Below are 24,234 nucleotides of genomic sequence, written 5' to 3'. Positions count from 1 at the left end.
CTCTCTCCCTCTACGGCTCGAGAACTGCTGCACCGCTGAACTTTCCGCCTGCCAGGTCCCGGAGGGCCCGATCGGCGCGGTCGAGTGGGTACGGGTGGGTGTCGATGCTCAGCCGGTGTTCCGCTGCGATGCGCAGGAATTCGACGGAATCCGAACGGGTGTTGGCGGTGACGCTGCGGATCTGCCGTTCCCGGAACAGGTGCCGCTGGTACTCGAGCGCGGGAATGTCGGTGAGGTGGATTCCGGCGACGGCGAGGGTGCCGCCGTCGGCGAGCGCCTCCATCGCGACGGGCACCAGGTCGCCGACCGGGGCGAACAGGATCGCGGAGTCGAGGGGCTCCGGCGGTGTGTCGCGCACGCCCTGCACGGACGTCGCCCCGAGTCGTTCCGCCAATGCCCGGGCCTCCGCCCCTCGCGTCATGACGTGCACCCGGGCGCCGCGCGTCGACGCGACCTGGGCGGTGAGGTGCGCGCTGCCGCCGAACCCGTAGATGCCGAGCGCGCCGCCGACGGGGACCGCGGCGCGCTCGAGTGCCCGGTAGCCGATGATCCCGGCGCACAGCAGCGGGGCGAGTTCGGTGTCCGTGTACCCCGCCGGCAGGTGCAGCGCGTAGTCGGCCGGGACCGTCGCGAATTCGGCGTACCCGCCGTCCGCGTCCCATCCCGTGTACTGCGACTGCCTGCACAGGTTCTCCGCGCCGCGCAGGCAGGCCGCGCACTGTCCGCACGTGCGCCGCAGCCAGGCGATGCCCACCCGGTCCCCGACGGCGAACGATTCGGTCACCGAATCCCCCAGTGCGGCAACCTCCCCCACCACCTCGTGGCCGGGAATCACCCGGGGCCGGTGCACGGGAAGATCCCCCTCGGTCACGTGCAGGTCGGTGCGGCACACTCCGCACGCCAGAACCTTCACGAGAAGTTCGCCCGGCCCCGGCTCGGGTATGGGCTCGCTCGCCCGTTCCAGCGGGTGGCCCGCGACAGGACCCGGAGCGACCACGCGCCACGCGGTCATCGTTCCGGTTCCGCCCTGCGTCGCCGCCATACCCCCACAATGCCCGTGACGGGTGGCCACCGCCAGGACCCGGAGGGCCGTGTCTCGACGACACGGGACCGCGGCGAAGACCCGGCCGGACCGCGGCCGGCAACTAGGCTCGCACCCATGGACCTGCGCGGTGAAGACCTGTTCACGGTGGCGGGGTCGCTGGCCGAGCTGATCGGGGCCCCGATCACGATCGAGGACGAGAACTCGACCGTCCTGGCTTATTCGAGCGGCGAGCAGGCCGTGGACCAAGCGCGCATCGAGACCATCCTGGGACGGCAGGTGCCCGGGAAGTACCGGCAACTCCTCGAGGATGCGGGCGTCTTCGAGCGCCTGCACCGGGACACCGACGTCTTCTACGTGGACATGGGACTGCCGGACATGACTCCCCGCGCGGTGATCGCGGTGCGGGACGCGGGACGGTCGGTCGGGTCGATCTGGGCGGCGATGACGTCAGCCCCCACCCCGGAACAGGAATCGATCCTGCGGTCCGCGGTCCCGGTCGTCGCCGAGCACATCGCGGCGGAGCGGGAACGGGTGGACGTGACGCGCCGGATGCAAGTCGACCGCGTCCGCGCGCTGATCAACGGCGGCGAGCCCGCCTTCCGTGCCGCCGACGACCTCCGGCTGGAGGGACGGCTGACGGTCGCGGCGGCCGCCCCCGTCGCGATCGGGCGCCCGCTGCCCTCCGGTCTGCTCGCCTCCCTCGGCCTGTACCTCGACACACTGGCGGTCGATTCGGTGGCCGCGCAGCTCGACGACGTCATCTACGTGGTCATCGCCGCGTCGGAGAAGGACGTCCGGCGCCTCGCCGAGGACTTCCTCGGCCGCGCCCGCAGCGGGGCAACATTCGTGGTCGCCGTCGGACGCGAGGTGAGCACGGCCAGCCAGGCACACCTGTCGCGCGGGGACGCCGACCGGGTGCTCACCGTGCTGCAGCACTCCCGGTCCGGTGGTGTCGCCGGGACGATGCGGGACAGTCTCGCGTCCGTGCTGGCGTTGCGCGTCGCCGACATCTTCGACGGCCTGGGCGAGCTCACCCCGCTCGCCGCGCTCACCCGGCACGACGAGCAGCACGGCACCGATCTCGTCGCCACCGCCCGCGCCTTCCTGGCGCACGGCGGCGACGTCGCCGATGCCGCCGCCGCGCTGCGCGTGCACCCCAACACGCTGAGGAATCGGCTGCGGCGCTGCGTCGACTCGTGCGACGTGGACCTGACCGACGCGGACACCCGGCTCATCCTGATGCTGCACCTGAAGCTGACGGGACTGCGGGATTGGTGACCGCTGGGGGATTTGTGACCCCTGGCCGATTGCACAGGGGGCGCTGTCCGGGATTGGCCGAACGGCTACTGCCCCGGCTCCGTCGCCCGCCGATGATGGAGTCATGAGCACAGTGCAGCGCCCTGACCATGTCGCGATCGTCGGAGCAGGCGTCGTCGGATTGTCCACGGCGTGGTTCCTCCAGGAGCGTGGTGTGCGCGTCACCGTCGTCGACCGTGCGGGTGTCGCGGCGGATGCGTCCTGGGGCAATGCAGGTTGGCTCGCACCGGCGTTGACGCTGCCGCTGCCCGAACCGGCCGTGCTGCGGTACGGCCTGCGCGCGATGCTGAATCCGTCCTCGCCGGTCTATGTGCCGTTCACGACCGATCTGCGGTTGGTGCGTTTCCTCGTCGGCTTCGCCCGGCACTGCACGCCCTCCCGGTGGGCGGACGCGATGAAGGTGTACGCCGAGGTCAACCGGATCTCCCTGGGCGCCTACGACGAACTCGCGGACGGCGGCGTCCGGGAGCACACGCATCTCGCCGACCCGTTCCTCACCGCGTTCAAGTCGGACGAGGACCGGCAAGCGCTCGTCGACGAGTTCCGCCACGTCGAGGCCGCGGGCGGCGGGGTCGAGTACGACCGCGTCGACCGGGACGAGATCCACTCTCTCGAGCCGAGTCTCGGCGACGGCGTGCACTCCGGTCTGCGGCTGCGCAACCAGCGTTTCATCGACCCGCCGCGTTTCGTGCATTCGCTCGCCGACGCCGTCCGCGCCCGGGGCGGCGAGATCAGGTCCGGCTTCGACGTCGCGACGGTGCAGGATCAGGGGCAGTCGGGCGTCCGGCTGGTCGCGGCTTCCGGCGACACGGTGACCGCCGATTCCGTCGTCCTCGCGGGCGGCGCACACCTCAATACTCTCGCCCGCCCGTTCGGTGTCCGCGCCCTGGTACAGGCCGGCCGCGGGTACAGCTTCAGCGTCCAGCCCGAGCAGATGCCGAAGAACCCCATCTACTTCCCCACCCAGCGCGTGGCGTGCACCCCACTGCACGACCGTTTCCGCGTCGCCGGGATGATGGAATTCCGCAGTCCCGACGCACCTCTCGACCCGCGCCGGGTGCAGGCGATCATCGCGGCCGCGACGCCCATGTTCACCGGCATCGACTGGGAATCGCGGCGGGAGGAGTGGGTCGGATCCCGGCCCTGCACCACCGACGGACTTCCGCTCGTCGGCGCCACCCGCTCCCCCCGTGTGCACGTGGCGGGCGGCCACGGCATGTGGGGCATCGCCCTGGGTCCGCTCACCGGACGCATGATGGCCGACTCCATGACCGGGGGCGAGGTTCCCGCCGTCATGCGGCATTTCGACCCGCTGCGCTGAACCCGGCTCAGGACCGGGCCGCCCAGAATCTGCGCAGTTCGACGACGAGTTCGCGCGAACGCTCGTCGGGGAAGAACAGCTTGCCACCCCGGATCTCCACGACTTCCCGCGCTCCCGGAATGAGATCGCGGAGCCGGTAGGCCCACGGGGTCCGGAAGAACAGGTCTCCCGTGCCCCACACGATGAGCGTGGGCACCGCGAGCGCCGCGAGGTCCGGCTCGACCGCGAGCAGATCGCGCGGATTCAGAGACGCGATCCAGCGCTGGAAGAGCAACGCGCGGTCGCGGGTGCCGAGCAGCGGCTCGACGTACGCCGCGACGACCTCTTCCGGCAGCGAACGCACGTTCTGATACCCGGTGCCGTACAACAGCTTACGAGCCCTCTTCACCTTCCGCGTCAACGGCGGCAGAATGCGGGCGAGTAGTCCGGCCCGGGCCAGCAACACGGCCGGCAGGAATGCCTTCGGCGGCACGTTGTCGTGGGTGTCGCAGTTCGTCAGCGTCAGCGTCGACAACCGGTCGGGGTGCCGGGCGGCGTAGATCTGCGCGACCGCGCCGCCGGTGTCGTTGGCGACCACGTCGACCTTCTCCAAACCCAGCGCGTCGCAGGTGGCCGCGACGACGTCGGCCAGTGCGCCCAGCGTGAAGTCCTGATCGGGTGCGGCGGGGGTGCGACCGTGCAGCGGGAGGTCCAGGGCGATGCACCGTCGTTCGTCCTCGAGTTGACGGATCACGTTGCGCCACAGGTAGCCGGACGTCCCGACGCCGTGAATGAAGAACGCCACACGGCCGGCGCCGGAATCGAGGTAGCTGACCGGTCCACGGTCGGTGTCGACGGTCTTCCGGCGTGTGTCGAACTCCGCGAGAGTCATGCGGACCATCTCCTGCAGTCCACGGTAGTCGCAAGACTCGAGACTTGACTTGCTCTCGGCCGTGAACGACCGAGATTCCCCTCGAGACTCACGTCCCGAGGTTCCTGTTTCACCGACAGTCGCCTCCCCACACTTTAGGTGCGGGGTGGTCTCACACCGTCTCCGCAGGCTGCCACCGCCAGTCCGACGGCCAAAATGTTCCTCGCCGCGTTCACATCCCGGTCGTGGACGGCGCCGCATCGGCACGTCCACTCCCGCACATTCAGCGGCATCGCCGAGGCGACCTCCCCGCACACCGAGCAGGTCTTCGACGACGGATGAAACCGGTCGACCGCCACCACCCGCCGCCCGTACCAGTCGGCCTTGTACTCGAGCATCGACCGGAACTCGGACCAACCCGCATCCGAGATCGCCCGAGACAACGACCGATTCTTGACCATGTTCCGCACACTCAGATCCTCGATGGCGATCACTTGGTTTTCGCGCACCAGTCGAGTGGAGAGTTTGTGCAGATAATCGCGGCGCCGATCGGCGATCCGGCCATGAATCTTCGCGACCTTCAGTCGGGCCTTGGCCCGGTTCCGGGATCCCTTCTGCTTCTTGGCCAGCGTCCGCTGCGCCTTCGCCAACCGCGCACGGTCCGTGCGTTCATGGCGCGGGTTGGTGATCTTCTCCCCCGTCGACAGCGTGTACAGGCTGGTGATCCCGGCATCGAGCCCGACCACCCGATCGGTCGGCTCGAGTTCGGTGATCGTGTCCTCGACGAGGATCGAAATGTGGTACTGACCACGAGCATTACGCGACACCGTCACCTGCGACGGCACGGCCCCCTCCGGCAGCGGCCTCGACCACCGAATATCCAGGGGTTCGGCCTGCTTGGCCAACCGGAGCTGCCCGCCGCGGTAGGTGAAGCAGTTCGAATAGTAGGTCGCCGAATCCTTCGACTGGCCCTTCCTCTTGAACTGCGGGTAGCGGGACTGCCCGCGCCAGAACCTCTCGAACGCACCCTGCAACTGCCGCAGAGACTCCTGCAACGGCCCCTTCGACGGCTCCGCCAACCACTCCGTCTCGGTGTCCCGTTTCCATCCGGTGAGCATCTTCGAGGTATCCGCATAGGTGACCCGCCGCTGCTCCTGCGACCACGCCCGCGACCGCTCCGCCAACGCCCGGTTGTAGACATACCGGGTGCACCCGAACGTCCGAGCAAGCTGTTCCGCCTGCACCGCAGTCGGATAGAAACGAAACTTGAACGCCCGCTTCACCACCCTCCCCGCCATGACCGAAGACACTAGCCCCACAGTCCGACACAACCAGATCAGCTATCCCGGACCTGAAGGACCGGGTGTGCGCCGAAAGACTCACGGATCAACAGCGTCAGTCCAGCCGGCCCACCACCGCCTCCGCGCTCGCGACCAGCGCACCGGAGGCGGCGAGGGCGACTGCGGCCTCGATCTCCGGCGCGAGGTGACGGTCGGTTCCCGGTCCGGCGACGTGCTCGCGGATCGTGTCCCGCACCGCCCCCGTCGCCGGTGACGGTGCGAGCGGGGCCCGCAGGTCGAGCGCGCGAGCAGCCGTCAGCGCCTCGACGGCGAGGACCCGGGTGAGCCCGTCGATCGCCCGGCGCAGCTTCCGGGCGGCGGACCACCCCATCGACACGTGGTCCTCCTGCATCGCCGACGACGGAATCGAGTCGACACTCGCCGGCGCCGCCAGCCGCTTCAGTTCCGACACGATCGCGGCCTGCGTGTACTGGGCGATCATGTGGCCGCTGTCCACCCCCGGATCGTCGGCCAGGAACGGCGGCAGCCCGTGGTTGCGGGCGACGTCGAGGAACCGGTCGGTGCGGCGCTCGCTCATGCTCGCGACGTCCGCGACGACGATGGCCAGGAAGTCCAGGACGTACCCGACCGGCGCCCCGTGGAAATTGCCGTTCGACTCCACCCGGCCGTCGAGCGTGACCACCGGGTTGTCGACGGCGCTCGCCAGTTCCCACGACGCCACCCGCTCGGCGTGCGCGAGCGTGTCCCGCGCGGCGCCCGCGACCTGCGGCGCGCACCGCAACGAGTAGGCGTCCTGCACCACGGTGCAACTCGGGTTGGCGTGGCTCTGCACGATCTCGGAGCCGGCGAGCAGGCGGACCATGTTCGCGGCGGCGCGGGCCTGGCCGGGGTGGGGCCGCAGCGCCTGCAGGTCGGGGGCGAACACCTTGTCGGTGCCGAGCAGCCCCTCGACGCTCATCGCCGCCGTGACGTCGGCCAGCCGCAGGAGCGCGTGCAGGTCCTCGCACGCCAGCACCAGCATGCCGAGCATTCCGTCGGTGCCGTTGATGAGGGCGAGACCCTCCTTCTCCTCGAGGACCACCGGCACGATCCCGGCCGAGGACAACGCTGCCGCGGCCGGCATGAGGGCGCCGTCCGCGTCCCGCACCGTGCCCTCGCCGATCACCGCGAGCGCGACGTGGGCCAGCGGCGCCAGATCACCGGAGCACCCGAGGCTGCCGTACTCGTGCACCACCGGAGTGATCCCCGCCGACAGCAGCGAGGCGTAGACCTGCGCGACTTCCGGCCGGGCGCCGGTCCTGCCGGTGGCGAGGGTCGACAGTCGGAGCAGCATCAGAGCGCGCACCACCTCGCGTTCCACCTCGGGCCCGTTTCCGGCGGCGTGCGAGCGGACGAGACTGCGCTGCAGTTGCGTGCGCAGGGCAGAGGGAATGTGCCTTGTGGCGAGGGCCCCGAACCCCGTCGAGATGCCGTAGACGGGCTTCGGGTCCGCGGCCAGCGCCTCGATGCGCTTGCGGGTCTCCGCCATCGCCGACATCGCGTCGCGCGAGATCCGCACGGGCGCGCCGTGGCGCGCCACCCGGATCACTTCTTCGGCGGAGACCGCACCGGTTCCGACCACGACACACTCTTCGGCTCCCACAACCCCAGTCTCCCCCGCGTCCGGGCGGAGAGTGACGGGATTGCGGGAGCCTCGACCGTGTCTACAACCGGCCGCGTAGAGCTTCCTCGATTTCGCGTGGCGTCATCAGACGTTCGAGTTTTTCACTCGGCCACGAGGACGGACGTCCTTGCAATCGGGCTGATTCGAGTAGAGGGAGAGGGCTGCGGTCCCACCGCAGGATCGAATGAACATTCACTACCGATCACTTCCGAACACCGACTCGACAACTTTCCAATTTGCGCCATTGCATCGGCGACAGTTCGTCGCACTATTGACTCATTGCCAATCGTGCCCCTTTGGTTACACGGTTTCGATGAGGCGCGCGGAAGTGCTGGAAAACTGCAGGCCGGGCCACGTTTCAGTGACCTACCGCACAGCTCTCCGGCCACAGGGCCTACCATGACGCAAAAGTAATTGTTACCTTACGTACCACCTTCCCTGACTGGAGACAGCCGATGGCAACCACCCTCGAAGCAAGCATCGACATCGACGCGACCCCGCAAGACGTGTGGGCGGTCGTCTCGGATCTGAAGCGGATGGGCGAATGGAGCCCCCAGTGCCGCAAGATGCGCGTCCTCGGCGGCGTCGTCGAAGAGGGCACGAAAACCGTCAACATCAACCGCAAGGGCTTCCTCGTGTGGCCGACCACGTCGAAGGTCGTGAAGTTCCAGCCCAACAAGGCCATCGCCTTCCGGATCCTCGAGAACCGCACGATCTGGTCGTACGAACTCGAGCCGACCGCAAGCGGGACCAAGGTCATCGAGCGCCGCGAAGCCCCGACCGGCACGTCCAAGGTGTCGCAGTTCCTCGTCAAGACCGTCCTCGGCGGCAACGAAGACTTCGAGGTCGACCTCGTCAACGGCATGAACACCACCCTCGCCCGGATCAAGTCGGCGGCCGAGGGCAAGTAGCCGGGTTGACCCTCGACCTGGTCGAGGCCTCAGCGTGGTCCGCATGGACACACCGGACGCCGTCATGGCGAGGATCTCGCAGGGGCAGGAACGGGCAGTGGCGGGTGACCGGGAGGGCGCCCGGCGCATCTTCGACGAGGTGTGGGACGCCCTCCAGGGGTCCGGCGACACCACGCCGGACCCGCTGCACGTCGTCACGCTGGCCCACTACATGGCGGACGTCCAGACCGACCCCGCCGAGGAGTTGCGCTGGGACCTGCGAGCCCTCGGCGCCGCCGACTCGCTGACCGACGACCGGGCGCGGGAACATCACTCGTCGCTGTCGGTCGCGGGTTTCTACCCGTCGCTGCACCTCAACGTGGCGGCCGCTCATCACGCCCTCGGCCAGTCGTCCGAGGCGCGCCACCATCTCGATCGGGCAGCGCAGAGCTGCGACCACCTCGCCGACGACGGCTACGGACGGATGATCCGCGGCGCCGTCACCCGGCTCCGCGCCGAACTGGACGTGACTGTCGGACCGCCGGGGCAGAGTGGACGCCGTGCTCAGCATCGGTGAACTCGCTCGCGCGTCCGGTCTGTCGGTCAGCGCACTGCGGTTCTACGACAAGGCCGGGGTGCTCACCCCGCACGCGGTCGACCCGCGCACCGGTTACCGCTGGTACACCGACCGGCAGGTGGACGCCGCCGTCCTCGTCGCCGCGATGCGCCGGGTGGGGATGCCGGTGAAGGAGATGGCGGCCGTGCTGAGCGGCACCGACGCCCACGGACTTCTCGACCGGCACCTCGGCCGGCTGGAGCAGGGGCTGGACGACGCCCGCCGTGAACTGACGCGGATTCACCGCCTGCTCGACGCCCGAGCGGACCGGACGCGGACGGTTGTCCTCCGCACCGCCGACCTCCGCGCCGCGGTCGGGGCGGTGCGGTTCGCCGCCGACGCCGACTCGGAGTTCCCGGTGCTGCGCGGCTGCCTCTTCGAGGCGGACCACGACGTGCTGCGGCTCGTCACCACCGACCGCTACCGGCTGGCCGTCGGAACGGCGACCGTGCTCGAACCGCCGGACCAGCCGATCTCCGTGGTCGTCCCGTGCACGTTCCTGGACGACGCTGCCGGGTTGCTGCGGCGCCACGACACGGTGACCGTCGTCGTGGGAGCCGACTCGGTCAGCCTCCGCTGCGGCCGCGAACAGCTCACCACCGGTCTCGTCGACGGCGCCTTCCCCGACCATCGCAGCCTGTCGCCCCGCGACCCGGGAATCGAACACACCTTCTCCTCGGCGGCCCTGCGGGTACTCCTGGCCGACGCGGGTGACCGGGTGGATCTGGGGGTTCTCGAGTCGGGCGAGATCGTCGTCGGCCACCCGGGCACCGAGCGGCCCGTCCGCTTCCATGTGCAGGTGAACGCCGGTTTTCTCCTCGAAGCGGTCGACGCGCTGCCCGGCGCGCAATTGACGTTCCGGGTCGGTGGGCCCATCACGCCCCTCGCCATCCGGCCACGATCCGTTCACACATCGGACCCCGCGAGTGCGTACTCTCTCCTGATGCCGTTGCAGCCGGAAGCGCTCACGTAACCTGTGGGTGCGGCGCGATGGCGCGCAGGCAGCACGTCCGTCCGAACACAGTTAGAGGAGCCCGTGGCACGCAAGCCCACACCCCCCGGAACCCCGCAAGCCACGAGCGTCGGGCACATCGTCGACCTCGTCCGCGGAGCAGTTCCGCCCCTGCATCCGGCCGGGCTGCCCTTCGTCCTCGCACCACTCGGCGTGGCCGTCCTCGGCCGCAACCGCAAATGGGTCCGTCGCGGAGCACTGACCTCCGCCGCTGCCTGCGCCGCCTTCTTCCGGCATCCGCACCGCGTTCCGCCGAACCGTGTCGGCGTCGCAGTCGCACCCGCCGACGGTGAGGTCGCGCTCGTCGACTCCGCGGTCCCGCCGTCCGAACTCGACATGGGAACCGAACCGCTCCCCCGGGTCAGCATCTTCCTGTCGGTGCTGGACGTGCACGTCCAGCGCAGCCCCGTCGGCGGCGAAGTGAAAAAGGTCGTCCACCGGCCGGGCAAGTTCCTCTCCGCCGACCTCGCCGACGCCAGCGAGGTCAACGAACGCAACAGCATGCTGCTGCACACCGCGGAGGGCCACGACGTCGCCGTCGTCCAGATCGCCGGTCTGCTCGCCCGCCGGATCGTCTGCGACGCCAAGGTCGGCGACACCCTCCCGATCGGTGACACGTATGGCCTGATCCGGTTCGGCTCCCGCGTCGACACGTACTTCCCGGCCGGCACCACGCTGCTCGCCGAGCGGGGACAGCGGACGATCGGCGCCGAGACCGTCATCGCTCAACTGCCGTGATCGCGAACGCGAAGAAACAGCGGAGGGGACGACCCCAGCAGGCGGTGCGGCTCCTGCCGAGTGTCGTCACGATCCTCGCGCTGTGTGCGGGACTGTCCGCCGTCAAGTTCGCGCTGGACGAGGATCTGGGAACGGCACTGGCCATGATCGGCGCCGCCGCGGTCCTCGACTCGCTCGACGGGCGGATCGCGCGACTGCTCGACGCCACCAGCAAGATGGGCGCCGAACTGGATTCGCTCGCCGATTCCATCTCGTTCGGCGTCGCCCCGGCTCTCGTCCTCTACGTCACGCTGCTGGACGGCCAGAGTTTCGGCTGGATCATCGCCCTGATCTACGCGGTGAGCATCGTGCTGCGGCTGGCCCGGTTCAACACGCTCCTCGACGAGGACGACATTCCGGGTTACGCCAACGAGTACTTCACGGGTGTCCCGGCGCCGGCGGGTGCGCTGGTCGCGCTGGCCCCGCTGGCCGCCGCCGCGCAGTGGGGCGACGGCTGGTGGTCGTCGTATCCCGTCGTCGTCGCATGGACCGTGTTCTCCGCGGCGCTGATCGTCAGCCGGATCCCCACGCTCGCACTGAAGACGGTGTCCGTGCCCCCGCACATGGCGGCCGGTCTGCTCGTCCTCGTGGCGCTCGCGGCGGCGGCCCTCGTCACCTACCCGTACATCCTGCTGATCGTCCTCGTCGCGGTGTACCTCGGGCACATTCCGTTCGCCGTCCACTCGAAGCGGTGGGTGGCCGCGCGGCCCGAGACGTGGGACATCAAGCCGTCCGAGCGGCGGGCCATCCGGCGTCAGCCCGACGCCCGCGGCAGGCGGTCCGCGGCACGGCTCGGACTGCGCCGTCCCCGGGCCCGGTAGGTCGCTCCCACACGTAGGCTCGACGGCGTGACCTCACCGGAACTCGCGCTCACAGTCCGACTGAACACCTCGGCCGCCGACACCCGGCGCGGCGTGGTCCGGTTGCATCCGGAAGCCCTGGCCGCGCTCGGTCTGCGCGAGTGGGACGCAATCGCCCTGATCGGTGCGCGCCGCACCGCCGCCGTGGCCGGTCGCGCGCCTGCCGGAACCCCCACCGGCACCGCGCTCCTCGACGACGTGACGCTGTCCAACGCCGGGCTGTCCGAGAACAGCACGGTCGTCGTGACACCGGTGACGGTGTACGGCGGGAAGACGGTGACGGTCAGCGGCTCCAATCTGGCCGTCAACTCCGTCTCCGACGTCACCCTGCGTCACGCCCTGCTCGGCAAGGTCCTCACGGTCGGCGACACGGTGTCGCTGCTGCCCCGCGACCTGGGCCCCGGAACCAGCACCGCCCCCGCGACACAGGCCCTGTCCCGGACGTTCGGTGTCGCCTGGACGTCCGAACTGCTCACCGTGACCGGGGTCGACCCGGCCGGTGGTCCGGTGAGCGTGCAGCCCAACACCGCGGTCGGGTGGGGTGAGGGTGTGCGCGCGACGGTGACCTCGCCGCCGTCCCGCCTGCCCGCACCGCCGGTCCGGCCCGCCGAGGAGGTGCCCCCGGTCCCGGTCGAGGACCTGGTCGGCGCCCACACCCAGGCCGCCAAACTCACCGAGTGGCTCGGGTTGGCACTCGACGAACCCGAACTGCTCCGCACGCTCGGGGCCTCGCCCCATCTGGGCGTCCTCGTGACCGGGCCCGCCGGTGTCGGGAAGGCGACGCTCGCCCGTGCGGTTCTCGCGTCCCGGCGGGTGGTCGAACTCGACGGGCCGAGTGCCGGCGCGCTCGAGGCAGGCTCCCGGCTGCAGCGGGTCACCGCGGCCGTCGAGGCGATCCGCAGCGGCGGCGTCCTGTTGATCACCGACATCGACGCCCTGCTGCCGTCCACCCCGGAGCCGGTGTCGGCGCTGATCATCGAACAGCTCCGCCACGCGGTCGAGACCGTCGGGGTCGCGTTCGTCGCGACGTCGGCGCACCCGGAGTCGGTCGACACCCGGTTGCGCGGGCAGGACCTGTGCGACCGCGAACTCGCCCTCACCCTGCCCGACGGCTCCACCCGCCGGGCCTTGCTGGAACTGCTCCTGCGGAAGGTCCCCAGCGACGGCATCGCCCTCGACGCGATCGCGGCCCGGACACCGGGGTTCGTCGTCGCCGACCTCGCCGCGCTGTGCCGGGAAGCCGCCCTGCGGGCCGCGTCCCGCGCGGCCAGGAAACCCGTCGAGCCGGCGCTCACCCAGGACGACCTCCTCGGCGCACTCGACGTCATCCGCCCACTGTCGCGGTCGGGCAGCGAGGAACTCGCGATCGGCAGCCTCACCCTCGACGACGTCGGGGACATGGTGGAGACCAAGCAGGCGCTGACCGAGGCGGTGCTGTGGCCGTTGCAGCACCCGGATTCGTTCGCCCGGCTGGGTGTCGATCCGCCGCGCGGCGTGCTGCTCTACGGCCCGCCCGGCTGCGGCAAGACGTATCTCGTTCGGGCGCTGGCCAGTTCGGGACATCTGAGTGTGCACGCCGTCAAGGGCGCCGAGCTGATGGACAAGTGGGTGGGCGCGTCCGAGAAGGCGGTCCGCGAACTGTTCCAGCGGGCACGGGATTCGGCCCCGTCGCTGATCTTCCTCGACGAGGTGGACGCGCTCGCGCCGCGGCGCGGCCAGAGTTCCGATTCCGGGGTGGCCGATCGGGTGGTCGCCGCGCTGCTCACCGAACTCGACGGCGTCGAACCGCTGCGCGACGTGGTGGTCGTCGGCGCCACCAACCGGCCCGATCTCATCGACCCGGCGTTGCTGCGCCCCGGCCGCCTGGAGCGGCTGGTGTTCGTGCCGCCGCCGGACGGCGACGCCCGCCGCGCGATCCTCCGGACGTCCGGGAAGGCGGTCCCGCTCGCCGACGACGTCGACCTGAACGCTCTGGCGGACGATCTCGACGGCTACTCGGCCGCCGACTGCTCGGCGTTGCTGCGGGAAGCCGCGCTGGCCGCGATGCGCCGGAACATCGACGCCGCCGACGTCACCGCGGCCGACGTGGCCGAGGCACGCGAAAAGGTGCGCCCCTCACTCGATCCCGAGCAAGTGGCGCACCTGAAGGCCTATGCGCTGTCGCGCCCGTGAGTACTTGTTAACCGCCGGCGGTTAACAAGTACTCACGGGTCAGGACCAGCGGCCGAGCAGGGTGGCCGCGTGTGCGGCGAGCGCGGCCTGGAAGAACGGGCCGAAACTCACCCGCGCGACGCCGAGCGGTCCGAAGCTCGCCGGATCGTCCTGATCGGGCAGCCCGATCGCGTTGACGGGCAGCGGAAGCTCCGACGTGAGCCGCTTCTGGGTGGCGTCGTCGTGACGGCCGACGGGGTAGAGCACGTCGGCTCCGGCCTCGGCGGCGAGCTTCAGGCGCGCGATCGCGCGGTCGACACGGTCGGACTCGTCGCCCACCTGCTTCACGAACAGATCGGTCCGCGCGTTCACGACCACATGGACCCCGGCGGCGTCGGCGGCCTGCCGCAACCCTCCGACGAAGTCGGCGTGCTCCTGCGGCTCACGGAGGCGTCCGCCCTCGCTGTGGACCGTGTCCTCGATGTTCAGACCCACCGCGCCCGCACCGATCAGACCCTCGATCAGCCGGGCGGGCTCGAGGCCGTATCCGGATTCGATGTCGACCGACAGCGGCAGCTCCACCGCGGCGGTGATCTGCGAGATGCGGTGCAGCAGCTCGTCGAACGTGATCCCCTCGTTGTCGGGCTTGCCGATCGAGTCGGACACCGGGTGGCTTCCCACCGTCAGTGCCTGAAACCCGGCGGACACAGCCAGATTCGCGGACCACGCATCCCACACGGTGGGCAGGATGACGGGGTTGCCGGGCCGGTGCAGCTCCAGCAGGGTGGTGGCCTTCTCGTTGATCGACGTCATAGGGGGCTCCTCGCCTCGGGTGTATTCGATCGGAGTCGTTCTCGGGCACGCCTTCGGTGCCAACGCCGGGTTCGCCATTTCCATTCCTACCCGCTCGAGTACCGTGGGCAAATGGACTTCCGGGAACCCCTGTCGGCCGCGGCTGCGCTCGCGTCCGGCGCACTGGCCGGGTTCGTCCTCACCAATCCCCGTAACCGGGCCTGGACGATCAACGCCTCCGATCGCGAGATCGACCGGTGGATCAGCAGCCAGCCGACGGGTGTGGTGGTGGCCCTGGTTCTCGCCGTCATCGCGGTGGGCGGTCTGCAACGGTCGGGCTCCCGGCGGGTGTCGTGGCTCCTGGCCGCGGCGTGCGCGGTCGTCCTGATCGGCGCGCGCTGGGCGGTACCCGGCGCCGGCGGCGTCGACACGTTGATCGCCCTGCACTTCGCCAAGACCGCGACTGCCGGGTTCCTGCTGGGCGCCGCGGTCGCCGCGGTGTGGGGTCGCTGGGTTTCGCAGCTGGCGCTGACTCTCGGGGTGGCGGGCGCGTTCCTCCTCGCGAGCGTGCAGAAACTGCCGCGCGGCGATACCGCGTATGTCGAGCCCGCAAGCATGAGCACCTCGGCGATCGGCGAACCTCCGCAGTGGCTGCTGATCGGAGTTCTCGTGCTCGCGCTCGCGTCTGCGGTGCTGGCGCGGTCGCAGTTCCGGGTGCAACGCCCCGAACGGAAGACCCTGCTCACCGCGCTGGTCGGAGCCCTGGGACTCGCGCTGCTCAACCGGCTGCTCGGGGCGTGGATCGACGATCAGGAATTCGGCGAACCCCTGACGGTCTGGCTGATCGTGGCGTTCTCGCTCGCCGTGATCCTGGGGGTGACCGTGCTGATCGGGCGACGGCTCCCCGGGATCGACGGACACTTCCTCCTCGCGGCGACCGGGGTCACCGCCGCGGCCGTGCTCGTCCTCGACGACCTCCGGACCCCGCGGGTGACGACGCCCGCGCCGGCGTTGCTGGCGGTCGGCGTCGTCACCCTCGCCGCGGGAATGGCGGTGGCGGTCAGGGTTCCGCCGAAGCGGCGACGGCCCGGGTGGGGTCTGTGTGTCGCCGCCGTCGTTCCGCTGGTCGCCACCATCTCGCCGGACTTCGGCAACGACGGCGTCGCGCTCCTGCTCCGGCTGGGGGTCCTGGGCGGCGGGACGGGTTTCGCGCTCGCCTCCGCGCTGCCGGGTTCTGCGCCGGTCGCGGTGCTCGGTCTGGCGCTGCCGTTCGCGTCGCTGGTGTTCGTCGCGGCGACCACGGTTCCCCGCAGCCGGGTGGTCTATTCGGGTGCGCCCAGCGAACACCGCCTGCCGTCGTCGCCGGCCTCGACCGCCGCGTCCGACCATCTCGCCGGTGTCGCGATGCTGCTCGTCGTCGCGTTCTGCGTCTACTCGCTACGTGAGCGCCACGGCGCACCGGAGGGCACCGCGCCACTCACCTAGTCGAGGAGGCCGAGCGACTGCAGCCGGCGGAACACGAGCATCGAGCCGGGCGCGACGTCCGGCATCGCCGCGTATTCGTCGACGGTGAAGTACCGCAGTTCGGCGATCTCGCTCGTCGGCCGCGGCTCGGTGCTCAGTTCGGCGAGAAAGCAGGTCATGTGCAGGTCCGTGCCCTCGGGATGTCCGTACGCGGGCGCCTCGAAGACCCCCAGGCGTTCGAGCGTCCCGTCGACGATTCCGGCGTCGAGTTCCTCCCGGATCTCGCGGTGCAGAGCCTGTTCGGCGTTCTCGCCCGGGTCGATCTTGCCGCCTGCCATGTAGAACGCGGTCTTCCCCGCCGAACGCGTCTGGAGGAGTTTGCGGTCACGGATGTGGGCGAGCGCGGCGGTTCGGATCTCGGCTGGCACCGACCCAAGATAGATCAGTCCGGGCACGTGCCCATAACACAATGCGCCCCATTAGTCCGATTTGCCGCGATTGTGGGTCCGAATAACCGACCCAGTAGGATGTACACGTAGCCCAGTTCGCTAGCTAAGCGAACGGTCTACACGACTCGGTTCGTTTCGTTCCGACACCCCGCCGCCCGCTGACCCCCGACGGAGTGCCTTTTGCTTGCTGTTCTGCTCGCCCATGCCGTTGCCGCCGTTCTGGCTCCGCTTGTGGTGCGCCAGTTCGGCCGCAACGGTTTCTATCCCCTCTCCCTCGTCCCGCTGGTGTCACTCGGATGGGTGATCGCGAACTGGGGCACGGTGCAGACCGTGTCCGTCGAATGGGCTCCGGGCCTGTCGATGGACCTCGACTTCTGGTTCGATCCGCTCGCCGCGATCATGTCGGTGCTGGTGCTGGGCATCGGCACGCTGATCCTGGTCTACTGCGCCCGCTACTTCACCGACGACGAACCCCGTCTCGGCATCTTCGCCGCCGAGATGGTGGCATTCGCCGGGGCCATGTTCGGGCTCGTCGCGAGCGACAACATGTTGCTGCTGTACATCTTCTGGGAACTGACGACGGTCCTGTCGTTCCTGCTGGTCGGGCATTACGCCGAACGCGCCTCGAGCCGCCGCGCCGCGACGCAGGCGCTGCTCGTCACGACCGCGGGTGGTCTGGCGATGCTCGTCGGCATCATCATCCTCGGCCAGGTGAGTGGCACGTACAACCTGTCCGAACTGATCGAGGTCGCACCTCGCGGCTGGCTCGCCGGTGTCGCCGTCGTGCTGGTCCTCATCGGTGCGCTGTCGAAGTCGGCGATCGTCCCGCTGCACTTCTGGTTGCCCGGCGCGATGGCCGCCCCCACCCCGGTCAGCGGCTATCTGCATGCCGCCGCGATGGTGAAGGCCGGTATCTATCTCGTGGCCAGGTTGTCGCCGGGTTTCGCCGACGCGGCGCCCTGGCGGTTCACGATCATCACGCTCGGCCTGCTGACGATGGTCCTCGCCGGGTGGCGGGCGATGCGCGCGTTCGACCTCAAACTGGTGCTCGCGTTCGGCACCGTCAGCCAGCTCGGCTTCATGATTGTGCTGGTCGGTCTCGGCACCCGCGACGCCGCGCTCGCCGGCATGACGATGGTCGTCGCGCACGCGATGTTCAAGGCCGCACTGTTCATGGTGGTCGGCATCATCGACCACACGACGGGGACCCGCGACATCCGCAAACTCGCGCACCTCGGCAATCGTGCGCCGGCGCTGATGGTGTTCGCCGCACTGGCCGCGGCCAGCATGGCCGGGTTTCCGCCGTTCCTCGGGTTCGTCGGCAAGGAGGCCGCGTTCGACTCCCTGCTGAGCACGACCGTCCTCGCCGACCCCGCGCGGATCGCCACCGTCGGCGTCGTCGTGCTGGGTTCGATCCTCACGCTCGCCTACAGCGTGCGCTTCATGTGGGGCGCCTTCGGCCGCAAGCGGCTCGCGCGGCCGAGCCCGGCCGTGCAGGGCATGCATGCGCCCGGACCGTTGTTCCTCGCCGCACCCGCCGTTCTCGCGGTGCTGAGCCTGGCGGCGGGACTGGCGGCGCCGCAGCTCGAGAAGCTGCTGACGCCGTACTCGCGCACCCTGCCCCCGGAGGCCGCCACCGACTACCACCTCGCGCTGTGGCACGGCGTCAACACGGCGCTGCTGCTGACACTGCTCGTCTTCGCCGTCGGCACCGCGCTCTTCGTGGCGCAGCGCTGGGTCAACCGGTTGCGGTTCGAGCATCCCCCGCTCGGCAACGCCGACCGCATCTACGACGCGACGCTGCGCGGCATGGACGCCCTGTCGATGCGGCTGACCGGCGCCACCCAGCGCGGTTCGCTACCGCTGACCCAGGCGACCATCCTCGGCACCCTGGTGCTGGTGCCGCTGGTGCTGCTCGCCGTCGGCACCGACACCGGCGCCGACGTGCGCCTGTGGGATTCGCCGGTGCAGTTCGTGATCGGGCTGATGATGGTCGCGGCCGCGCTCGCCGCAACCGTGATGCGCAACCGTCTGGCCAGCGTGATCCTCGTCGGTCTCAGCGGCTACGGCTGCGGTGTGCTGTTCGCTCTGCACGGCGCTCCCGACCTCGCGCTCACCCAGTTCCTGGTGGAGACACTGACGCTGGTCATCTTCGTCCTCGTGTTCCGGAAACTGCCCGCCGAGGTGGACGAGCGCCGGGCGATCGGATTCAAGATTCCGCGGGCGCTGCTGGCGGTCGCGGTCGGTGCCACCATCACCACGATCGGCGCGTACGCCATCAACGCGCGGAACTCGGTGCCGATCTACGAGCGACTCCCCGACGCGGCGTACTACCTCGGCAACGGCAAGAACGTCGTCAACGTCCTGCTCGTCGACATCCGCGCCTGGGACACGCTCGGCGAGATCTCGGTGCTGCTCGTCGCGGCCACCGGTGTCGCGAGCCTGGTGTTCCGCAACCGCCGCTTCGGCAGCGCCCCCCGGGTGGCCGACGCCCCCGCGGTCACGGCCGAGTCTTCGGCCTCGCATTCCGAGACCACCTGGCTGCTCGGCGGCGACCTCATCGATCCGAAACACCGGTCACTGGTCCTCGAGGTGACAACCCGGCTGATCTTCCCGACCATCATGGTGCTGTCGGTGTACTTCTTCTTCGCCGGCCACAACGCACCCGGCGGCGGGTTCGCCGGCGGCCTCACCGCCGGTCTGGCGCTGGTCCTGCGGTACCTCGCGGGCGGGCGGTACGAACTCGGCGAGACGGTCCCGATCGACGCGGGCAAGATCCTGGGGCTCGGGCTCACGCTCGCCGCAGGCACCGCGCTGGCGTCGCTGTTCCTCGGTGCCCCCGCGCTGTCCTCCGCGGTGTTCGAGGTGACGCTGCCGGTGTTCGGTCACGTCAAGATGGTCACCGCCCTGTTCTTCGACCTGGGTGTGTACCTCATCGTGGTCGGACTCGTACTCGACGTACTCCGCAGTCTCGGGGCACGTCTCGACGCACAGGTCGAGGTGAACCAGTAATGAGCGCCAACCTCGGATTTCTCGTCATCATCGGCGTCCTCGTGTCGGCCGGCGTCTACCTGCTCATCGAACGCAGTATCACCCGCATGCTGCTGGGGTTGCTGCTGTTCGGCAACGGCATCAACCTTCTCATCCTCACGTCCGGTGGGCGGGACGGCAATCCGCCCATCGTGGGCCGCGAGTCCATTCACGAGTCGATGGCCGACCCGCTGGCTCAGGCGATGATCCTGACGGCGATCGTCATCACGATGGGGATCGCCGGTTTCGTGCTCGCGCTCGCGTACCGGTCGTTCAAGATCACCACGCAGGACGCCGTCGAGAACGACCCCGAGGACACCAAGGTCCTGCGACGCCGGTCGCCCGCCGAGGCCCCGGACCGCGACCGCTCCGACGACCCGGTCACCGGCGAGCCGAGTTTCAGCGGCGACGCCTTCGACAAGGACGGAAACCCCATTCCCCTGGAAGAACTGAAGAACCTCGAAGACCTCGAATGCTACGAAGACCTGCATGACGGTGACTTCGACGACGACGAGGAGATCGACAAGGCCGGGATCGGGGAGAAGTCGTGACCATTTCCCCGCACGTCATCACGGCGCTCGCGCCGCTGCCCGTCCTCGTCCCGATGCTCGCCGCCGCGGCCACGCTGGTGCTCGGACGGCGTCCGCGGGCCCAGCGGATCATCACGCTCGTCGCGTTGATCTGCGTCCTCGTCGTGTCGGGACTGCTGCTGTTCCTCGCCGACCGCGACGGGACGACGGCCGTTCAGGTGGGTGGCTGGGACTCGCCGATCGGCATCACGCTGGTGGTCGACCGGCTGTCCGCGATGATGCTGGTGGTCTCGTCCATCGTGCTGCTCGCCGTCATGGCGTACGCCGTGGGTCAGGGTATCCGCGACGGCAGTGAGGACCAGCCCGTCTCGATCTTCCTGCCGACGTATCTGGCGCTGACGGCGGGCATCTCCAACGCATTCCTCGCCGGCGACCTGTTCAACCTGTATGTCGGTTTCGAGGTGCTCCTCGCCGCCAGTTTCGTGCTGCTGACTCTGGGCGCGAGCGCCGACCGCGTCCGCGCGGGTGTGTCGTATGTGATGGTGTCGATGGTGTCCTCGCTGATCTTCCTGGCGGGCATCGCGTTCGCCTATGCGGCCACCGGCACCCTCAACCTCGCCGACATGGCCACCCGCCTCGACGGCATCCCGTCCGGCACCCGCACCGCCATCTTCGGCGTGCTGCTCGTGGCGTTCGGCATCAAGGCCGCGGTGTTCCCGCTGTCGACGTGGCTGCCCGACTCCTACCCCACCGCGCCGGCCCCGGTCACCGCCGTGTTCGCCGGCCTGCTCACCAAGGTGGGTGTGTACGCGATCATCCGCGCGCACACGCTGCTCTTTCCGGAGGGCGAACTCGACAACGTGCTGATGGTGTGCGGCCTGCTGACGATGCTCGTCGGCATCCTCGGTGCGATCGCGCAGAGCGACATCAAACGTCTGCTGTCCTTCACCCTGGTCAGCCACATCGGGTACATGGTGTTCGGTGTCGCGCTGTCCACGCAGTCGGGGCTCTCGGGTGCCATCTACTACGTCGCCCACCACATCCTGGTGCAGACCACGCTGTTCCTGGTGGTCGGTCTCATCGAACGCCAGGCCGGGTCCTCGTCGCTGCGGCGTCTCGGTGGGCTCGCCGCGGCCAGCCCCGTCCTGGCCATCGTGTTTCTCATTCCGGCCCTCAACCTCGGCGGCATTCCCCCGTTCTCCGGGTTCATCGGCAAGGTCGCGTTGTTGCAGGCCGGCTCGGCGGACGCGAGCGTGCTGGCGTGGACCCTCGTCGCAGGCGGAACCGTCACCAGCCTCCTCACCCTGTACGTCGTCGCACGCGTGTGGACCAAGGCGTTCTGGCGGGCCCGCGCCGACGCCCCCGAGGGCGACCTCGCGGACGTCAGCCCGTCGGCGCTGCTCGACGAGTCCGAGGCCGACATCGCATTCGACGACCGCGCCGACGTGGGCCGGATTCCCGCAATGATGCTGATCCCCACCGTCGCCCTCGTCGCCGTCGGGCTGGCGATGACGGTGTTCGCCGGCCAGATCATCCAGATCAGCGATCGCGCGGCGAGCGATCTGCAGAACCGGTCCATCTACATCGACGCCGTCCTCGGCGGTCACCCCGGCGGCGAAGCGCAGGAGGCACCGCGATGAAACGCGAGAGAATTCTCCAGTTCGGCGCGTTGCTGTGGCTGATGTCGGTGTGGATCCTGTTGTGGGGCAACGTCAGCTGGGGCAACATCCTCGGCGGACTCGCCGTCGGCGCGATCATCATGGTGCTGATGCCGCTGCCGCGGGTGCCCGTGGAGGGCCGGGTGCATTTCCTGCCGCTGCTGCGGCTGGCGGTGATGTTCGTGTACTACTCGCTCCAGTCGAGCCTCCAGATCGCGTGGCTCGCACTCCGTCCCGGGCCGCCGCCCGTCACCGGCGTCCTGCGGTACCAGCTGGGGATCAAGTCGGACCTCGTGCTGACCCTCTGCATCGACGTGCTGAACCTCATCCCCGGGACCATGGTTCTCGAGATCGACCAGGTCCGGCGGATCGTCTACGTCCACGTCCTGGACATGGGCTCGCAGAAGGCGGTCAGCCAGTTCTACCGCACGGTCGCGCAGCTGGAGCGGTTGTTCATCGAGGCGTTCGAACGGGACTCCGACTGGAAACCGAGCCCCTGGCACAACCGCGACCAGCAGTACGACGACCCCGCTCAGGAGGGCAGCTCATGACAGTCGTATCGGTCATATCCGGAATCATCCTGGTCGTTGCCGGGGTGCTGACGACGTTCCGGCTGCTCGACGGTCCGAACTCGCTGGATCGCCTCGTCGCCCTCGACACGCTGATCGCCCTCGCGATGTGCGGACTCGCCGTGTGGGCGGCGTACACCGGCGACACGACGATCGTGCCCGCAATCGTCGCGTTGTCGCTGGTGGGGTTCATCGGCTCGGTGTCGGTGGCCCGATTCCGGGTGAGTGACAAGTCGTGACGACCGTGCTGAACGTCATCGGGGCCACCCTCATGCTGTGCGGGTCGTTGCTCGCACTGACGGCCGCCATCGCCATCGTCCGCTTCCCGGACACCCTGCGCCGCATGCACGCCGCCACCAAACCGCAGGTGGTCGGTCTCATCATGGTTCTCGCGGGCGCAGTCCTCGAACTGCGCGGCAACGTCGACATCTGGATGCTGATCCTCGTCGGCATCTTCACCCTGTTCACCGCGCCGGTCATCGCGCACAGCGTCGGCCGGGTGGCGTACCGGGAGCAGCGCGATCAGGACGGGCTGCTGATGATCAACGAGTTGGAGCCACCAGAACGTCCGTGACCGCCGCCTTCGCGCCGTTGCCCCACCGGGCGAGCGCGGTGTCGGGCCTGGCGAAGAACGTCGCATAGAAGCCGAGACTCATCGCGGCAAGGGCGCCGAGAACGAGCGGTCCGGACACCTCCGGAAATCGGCCCATCGGCACCGCGAGGTAGCGGTAGCTGAGCAGCAGTCCCGTCAGCACCAGCGCGCCACCGCCGACGAGACGGACCCGGAACCAGCCCCACCCCCGTTCGGGGTCGCGGAGCGCGGACTCGATGGTCAGGCACAGGACGGCTCCGGCGACCAGGTCGACGCCGTAGTGGTAGCCGAACCCGAGGGTCGCAGTCAGTGTGCACACCAGCCAGAACGTGCCGCCGAGCCGCAGCCACCAGGCGCCCTGCCGGGAGTGGATGAACAGCGCGAGTGCCCACGCCGTGTGCAGGCTCGGCATGCAGTTGCGCGGGGTCGTCGAATCGAACGACAGGGGTTCGGGCGCGAAGTCGGGTGCCGGGACGAAGTTCGGCCAGTAGTCGCTGACCTGGAACCCCTGCCCTTCGGTGCCGAACGCGAAGATCGGACCGACCACGGGGAACAGCACGTAGAAGATGGGACCGACGAGACCGATCAGCAGGAACGTGCGCACCAGGTAGTGCGAGGGCCATCCGTTTCGAAGCTGGTAGACGGCCACCGCGATGGCCGCGACGGGCAGTTCGATGTAGACCCAGTGCAGGATGCCGTAACCGACGGGACCGAGCGCGTCGACGAACTGCCCCATGTGCCACGACGGGCTTCCCAGCGCGTGATCCGCGAGCTGGGCGAACTCGTCGAGGACCATCGGCCCGGCCATGATCGTGACCTGCAGCCAGGCGTCGCCGAACTTGGTCGCGAGAATCAGCAGCGCACCCAGCCCGACACCTTTCAGGGCGCTGCGCCGCTGCTCACCCGTCCACCGGACCGCGGCGTAGACACCGACCGCCGTCAGAACCCACGTCGCGCCGTTACCAACGGTCAGCGGGCCACCCGACAGGTAGCGCACAGCCGCGACCACCACGTCGATGCCCACTGCCGCGGACAGCGCCACGACGCGTTGCCGGTTGCTGAGCCCGACCATCGCGAGCGCGAGGCCGGCCCACGGAACGGACGCCGACTTGGGGGTCAGGACGTAGTCGCGGAACAGGCTCTCCAGGGGCCCCTGGAAACCCTGGACGGACGCGACCGACTGGACCACGACCAGCAGGATCGCCGCCCCGAGCGCCCCGCCCGCGACGAACATGCGGGAACGATCGACGGGCCCACCCGGCCGTACAACGGCAACATCGTCGATCGACACCCGCCAAGTGTAAACAACACGTGAACGGCAAGTGGACGAGTGTCCTGCCCGAGACC

At 69.4% G+C, this 24,234-nt stretch carries 22 protein-coding genes; 15 read left to right on the top strand and 7 right to left on the bottom strand.

Translation table 11 applies throughout. From position 1 onward, the window contains the following. Nucleotides 1–10 precede the first annotated feature (10 nt). Nucleotides 11–1,012: a zinc-binding alcohol dehydrogenase family protein gene (locus CJ179_RS18795; RefSeq protein ID WP_072948531.1), complete on the bottom strand. Its 1,002-nt coding sequence runs from the start codon at nucleotides 1,010–1,012 to the stop codon at nucleotides 11–13. Between the two features lie 147 nt (nucleotides 1,013–1,159). Here CJ179_RS18795 and CJ179_RS18790 point away from each other — a divergent pair, with 147 nt between their 5' ends. Together CJ179_RS18790 and CJ179_RS18785 are read left to right on the top strand one after the other, a co-directional pair. Beyond that, nucleotides 1,160–2,323, top strand: coding sequence for a CdaR family transcriptional regulator (locus CJ179_RS18790; protein ID WP_095862485.1), 1,164 nt, complete (start codon nucleotides 1,160–1,162; stop codon nucleotides 2,321–2,323). Nucleotides 2,324–2,426: 103 nt separating this feature from the next. Next, nucleotides 2,427–3,683 (top strand): FAD-binding oxidoreductase, encoded by a 1,257-nt coding sequence (locus tag CJ179_RS18785; protein ID WP_095862484.1) that lies wholly within the window; start codon nucleotides 2,427–2,429, stop codon nucleotides 3,681–3,683. Nucleotides 3,684–3,690: 7 nt separating this feature from the next. On the opposite strand, the gene CJ179_RS18780 is transcribed toward CJ179_RS18785, so the two are convergent. The 3 genes from CJ179_RS18780 to hutH form a co-directional block, all read right to left on the bottom strand. Further along, nucleotides 3,691–4,554 (bottom strand): alpha/beta fold hydrolase, encoded by an 864-nt coding sequence (locus tag CJ179_RS18780; protein ID WP_095862741.1) that lies wholly within the window; start codon nucleotides 4,552–4,554, stop codon nucleotides 3,691–3,693. 134 nt (nucleotides 4,555–4,688) lie between these two features. Beyond that, nucleotides 4,689–5,831 carry an RNA-guided endonuclease TnpB family protein gene (locus CJ179_RS18775; RefSeq protein ID WP_095862483.1) on the bottom strand — a complete coding sequence of 381 codons (1,143 nt, stop codon included), beginning with the start codon at nucleotides 5,829–5,831 and terminating at the stop codon, nucleotides 4,689–4,691. 97 nt (nucleotides 5,832–5,928) lie between these two features. Next, nucleotides 5,929–7,476 (bottom strand): histidine ammonia-lyase, encoded by a 1,548-nt coding sequence (gene hutH, locus CJ179_RS18770; RefSeq protein ID WP_095862482.1) that lies wholly within the window; start codon nucleotides 7,474–7,476, stop codon nucleotides 5,929–5,931. Between the two features lie 476 nt (nucleotides 7,477–7,952). Between hutH and CJ179_RS18765 the strand changes: the two genes are divergently transcribed. From CJ179_RS18765 to CJ179_RS18740, 6 genes are all read left to right on the top strand, one after another. Continuing rightward, a complete protein-coding gene (locus tag CJ179_RS18765; protein WP_072948448.1) occupies nucleotides 7,953–8,408 on the top strand; it encodes an SRPBCC family protein in 456 nt (151 codons plus the stop codon). A 34-nt stretch (nucleotides 8,409–8,442) separates the two neighbouring features. Further along, nucleotides 8,443–8,964: a hypothetical protein gene (locus CJ179_RS18760; RefSeq protein ID WP_095862481.1), complete on the top strand. Its 522-nt coding sequence runs from the start codon at nucleotides 8,443–8,445 to the stop codon at nucleotides 8,962–8,964. Further along, the gene (locus tag CJ179_RS18755) at nucleotides 8,939–9,976 is read left to right on the top strand and encodes a MerR family transcriptional regulator (protein WP_095862480.1); all 1,038 of its coding nucleotides are present in this window, start codon (nucleotides 8,939–8,941) and stop codon (nucleotides 9,974–9,976) included. The genes CJ179_RS18760 and CJ179_RS18755 overlap by 26 nt, the downstream gene beginning before the upstream one ends. A gap of 63 nt (nucleotides 9,977–10,039) precedes the next feature. Beyond that, nucleotides 10,040–10,753: a phosphatidylserine decarboxylase gene (locus CJ179_RS18750; RefSeq protein WP_095862479.1), complete on the top strand. Its 714-nt coding sequence runs from the start codon at nucleotides 10,040–10,042 to the stop codon at nucleotides 10,751–10,753. Then, on the top strand, nucleotides 10,750–11,613 hold the full coding sequence (pssA, locus tag CJ179_RS18745; RefSeq protein WP_072948454.1) for a CDP-diacylglycerol--serine O-phosphatidyltransferase: 864 nt from the start codon (nucleotides 10,750–10,752) through the stop codon (nucleotides 11,611–11,613). The genes CJ179_RS18750 and pssA overlap by 4 nt, the downstream gene beginning before the upstream one ends. 27 nt (nucleotides 11,614–11,640) lie before the next feature. Continuing rightward, on the top strand, nucleotides 11,641–13,824 hold the full coding sequence (locus CJ179_RS18740) for an AAA family ATPase (protein ID WP_072948456.1): 2,184 nt from the start codon (nucleotides 11,641–11,643) through the stop codon (nucleotides 13,822–13,824). 39 nt (nucleotides 13,825–13,863) lie between these two features. Here CJ179_RS18740 and CJ179_RS18735 read toward each other — a convergent pair whose 3' ends face one another. Continuing rightward, entirely contained in the window at nucleotides 13,864–14,616 is a 753-nt protein-coding gene (locus CJ179_RS18735) for an isocitrate lyase/phosphoenolpyruvate mutase family protein (RefSeq protein ID WP_072948457.1), read from the bottom strand. Between the two features lie 111 nt (nucleotides 14,617–14,727). On the opposite strand from CJ179_RS18735, the gene CJ179_RS18730 reads away from it, so the two are divergent. Beyond that, on the top strand, nucleotides 14,728–16,080 hold the full coding sequence (locus CJ179_RS18730; RefSeq protein WP_072948459.1) for a hypothetical protein: 1,353 nt from the start codon (nucleotides 14,728–14,730) through the stop codon (nucleotides 16,078–16,080). Here CJ179_RS18730 and CJ179_RS18725 read toward each other — a convergent pair. After that, the gene (locus CJ179_RS18725; RefSeq protein ID WP_244163738.1) at nucleotides 16,077–16,487 is read right to left on the bottom strand and encodes an NUDIX domain-containing protein; all 411 of its coding nucleotides are present in this window, start codon (nucleotides 16,485–16,487) and stop codon (nucleotides 16,077–16,079) included. The two genes, CJ179_RS18730 and CJ179_RS18725, sit on opposite strands and share 4 nt — an antisense overlap. Before the next feature lie 201 nt (nucleotides 16,488–16,688). Between CJ179_RS18725 and CJ179_RS18720 the strand changes: the two genes are divergently transcribed. Genes CJ179_RS18720 through mnhG form a run of 6 tightly spaced genes read left to right on the top strand, consistent with a single transcriptional unit; the run spans nucleotide 16,689 to nucleotide 22,869 of the window. Further along, a complete protein-coding gene (locus tag CJ179_RS18720) occupies nucleotides 16,689–19,520 on the top strand; it encodes a Na+/H+ antiporter subunit A (protein WP_095862478.1) in 2,832 nt (943 codons plus the stop codon). Continuing rightward, nucleotides 19,520–20,089, top strand: a complete 570-nt coding sequence (locus CJ179_RS18715; RefSeq protein WP_095862477.1) for a Na(+)/H(+) antiporter subunit C — start codon at nucleotides 19,520–19,522, stop codon at nucleotides 20,087–20,089. Before CJ179_RS18720 ends, CJ179_RS18715 begins: the two co-directional genes overlap by 1 nt. Beyond that, nucleotides 20,086–21,708 (top strand): Na+/H+ antiporter subunit D, encoded by a 1,623-nt coding sequence (locus CJ179_RS18710; protein WP_095862476.1) that lies wholly within the window; start codon nucleotides 20,086–20,088, stop codon nucleotides 21,706–21,708. The genes CJ179_RS18715 and CJ179_RS18710 overlap by 4 nt, the downstream gene beginning before the upstream one ends. Beyond that, nucleotides 21,705–22,277: a Na+/H+ antiporter subunit E gene (locus CJ179_RS18705; protein ID WP_072948471.1), complete on the top strand. Its 573-nt coding sequence runs from the start codon at nucleotides 21,705–21,707 to the stop codon at nucleotides 22,275–22,277. Before CJ179_RS18710 ends, CJ179_RS18705 begins: the two co-directional genes overlap by 4 nt. Then, nucleotides 22,274–22,534 carry a monovalent cation/H+ antiporter complex subunit F gene (locus tag CJ179_RS18700; RefSeq protein ID WP_005251754.1) on the top strand — a complete coding sequence of 87 codons (261 nt, stop codon included), beginning with the start codon at nucleotides 22,274–22,276 and terminating at the stop codon, nucleotides 22,532–22,534. Before CJ179_RS18705 ends, CJ179_RS18700 begins: the two co-directional genes overlap by 4 nt. Beyond that, the gene (gene mnhG / locus CJ179_RS18695; protein WP_005264391.1) at nucleotides 22,531–22,869 is read left to right on the top strand and encodes a monovalent cation/H(+) antiporter subunit G; all 339 of its coding nucleotides are present in this window, start codon (nucleotides 22,531–22,533) and stop codon (nucleotides 22,867–22,869) included. The genes CJ179_RS18700 and mnhG overlap by 4 nt, the downstream gene beginning before the upstream one ends. On the opposite strand, the gene CJ179_RS18690 is transcribed toward mnhG, so the two are convergent. Further along, nucleotides 22,838–24,121, bottom strand: a complete 1,284-nt coding sequence (locus CJ179_RS18690; RefSeq protein WP_095862475.1) for a phosphatase PAP2 family protein — start codon at nucleotides 24,119–24,121, stop codon at nucleotides 22,838–22,840. The genes mnhG and CJ179_RS18690 overlap by 32 nt on opposite strands. Nucleotides 24,122–24,234 lie beyond the last annotated feature (113 nt).

Source organism: Rhodococcus sp. ACS1, assembly GCF_002300155.1.
Taxonomy (GTDB): Bacteria; Actinomycetota; Actinomycetes; order Mycobacteriales; family Mycobacteriaceae; genus Rhodococcus_F; species Rhodococcus_F koreensis.
This window is presented reverse-complemented; position numbering and strand designations above follow the sequence as displayed.

What these genes read in the sequence shown, in the direction of transcription:
- CJ179_RS18715 (WP_095862477.1), top strand. Translation starts at nt 19,520, where the DNA reads ATGAGCGCCAACCTCGGATTTCTCGTCATCATCGGCGTCCTCGTGTCG.
- CJ179_RS18705 (WP_072948471.1), top strand. Translation starts at nt 21,705, where the DNA reads ATGAAACGCGAGAGAATTCTCCAGTTCGGCGCGTTGCTGTGGCTGATG.
- CJ179_RS18780 (WP_095862741.1), bottom strand. Translation starts at nt 4,554, where the DNA reads ATGACTCTCGCGGAGTTCGACACACGCCGGAAGACCGTCGACACCGAC.
- CJ179_RS18700 (WP_005251754.1), top strand. Translation starts at nt 22,274, where the DNA reads ATGACAGTCGTATCGGTCATATCCGGAATCATCCTGGTCGTTGCCGGG.
- CJ179_RS18735 (WP_072948457.1), bottom strand. Translation starts at nt 14,616, where the DNA reads ATGACGTCGATCAACGAGAAGGCCACCACCCTGCTGGAGCTGCACCGG.
- CJ179_RS18765 (WP_072948448.1), top strand. Translation starts at nt 7,953, where the DNA reads ATGGCAACCACCCTCGAAGCAAGCATCGACATCGACGCGACCCCGCAA.
- CJ179_RS18690 (WP_095862475.1), bottom strand. Translation starts at nt 24,121, where the DNA reads ATGTTCGTCGCGGGCGGGGCGCTCGGGGCGGCGATCCTGCTGGTCGTG.
- CJ179_RS18795 (WP_072948531.1), bottom strand. Translation starts at nt 1,012, where the DNA reads ATGACCGCGTGGCGCGTGGTCGCTCCGGGTCCTGTCGCGGGCCACCCG.
- CJ179_RS18790 (WP_095862485.1), top strand. Translation starts at nt 1,160, where the DNA reads ATGGACCTGCGCGGTGAAGACCTGTTCACGGTGGCGGGGTCGCTGGCC.
- CJ179_RS18785 (WP_095862484.1), top strand. Translation starts at nt 2,427, where the DNA reads ATGAGCACAGTGCAGCGCCCTGACCATGTCGCGATCGTCGGAGCAGGC.
- CJ179_RS18730 (WP_072948459.1), top strand. Translation starts at nt 14,728, where the DNA reads ATGGACTTCCGGGAACCCCTGTCGGCCGCGGCTGCGCTCGCGTCCGGC.
- CJ179_RS18775 (WP_095862483.1), bottom strand. Translation starts at nt 5,831, where the DNA reads ATGGCGGGGAGGGTGGTGAAGCGGGCGTTCAAGTTTCGTTTCTATCCG.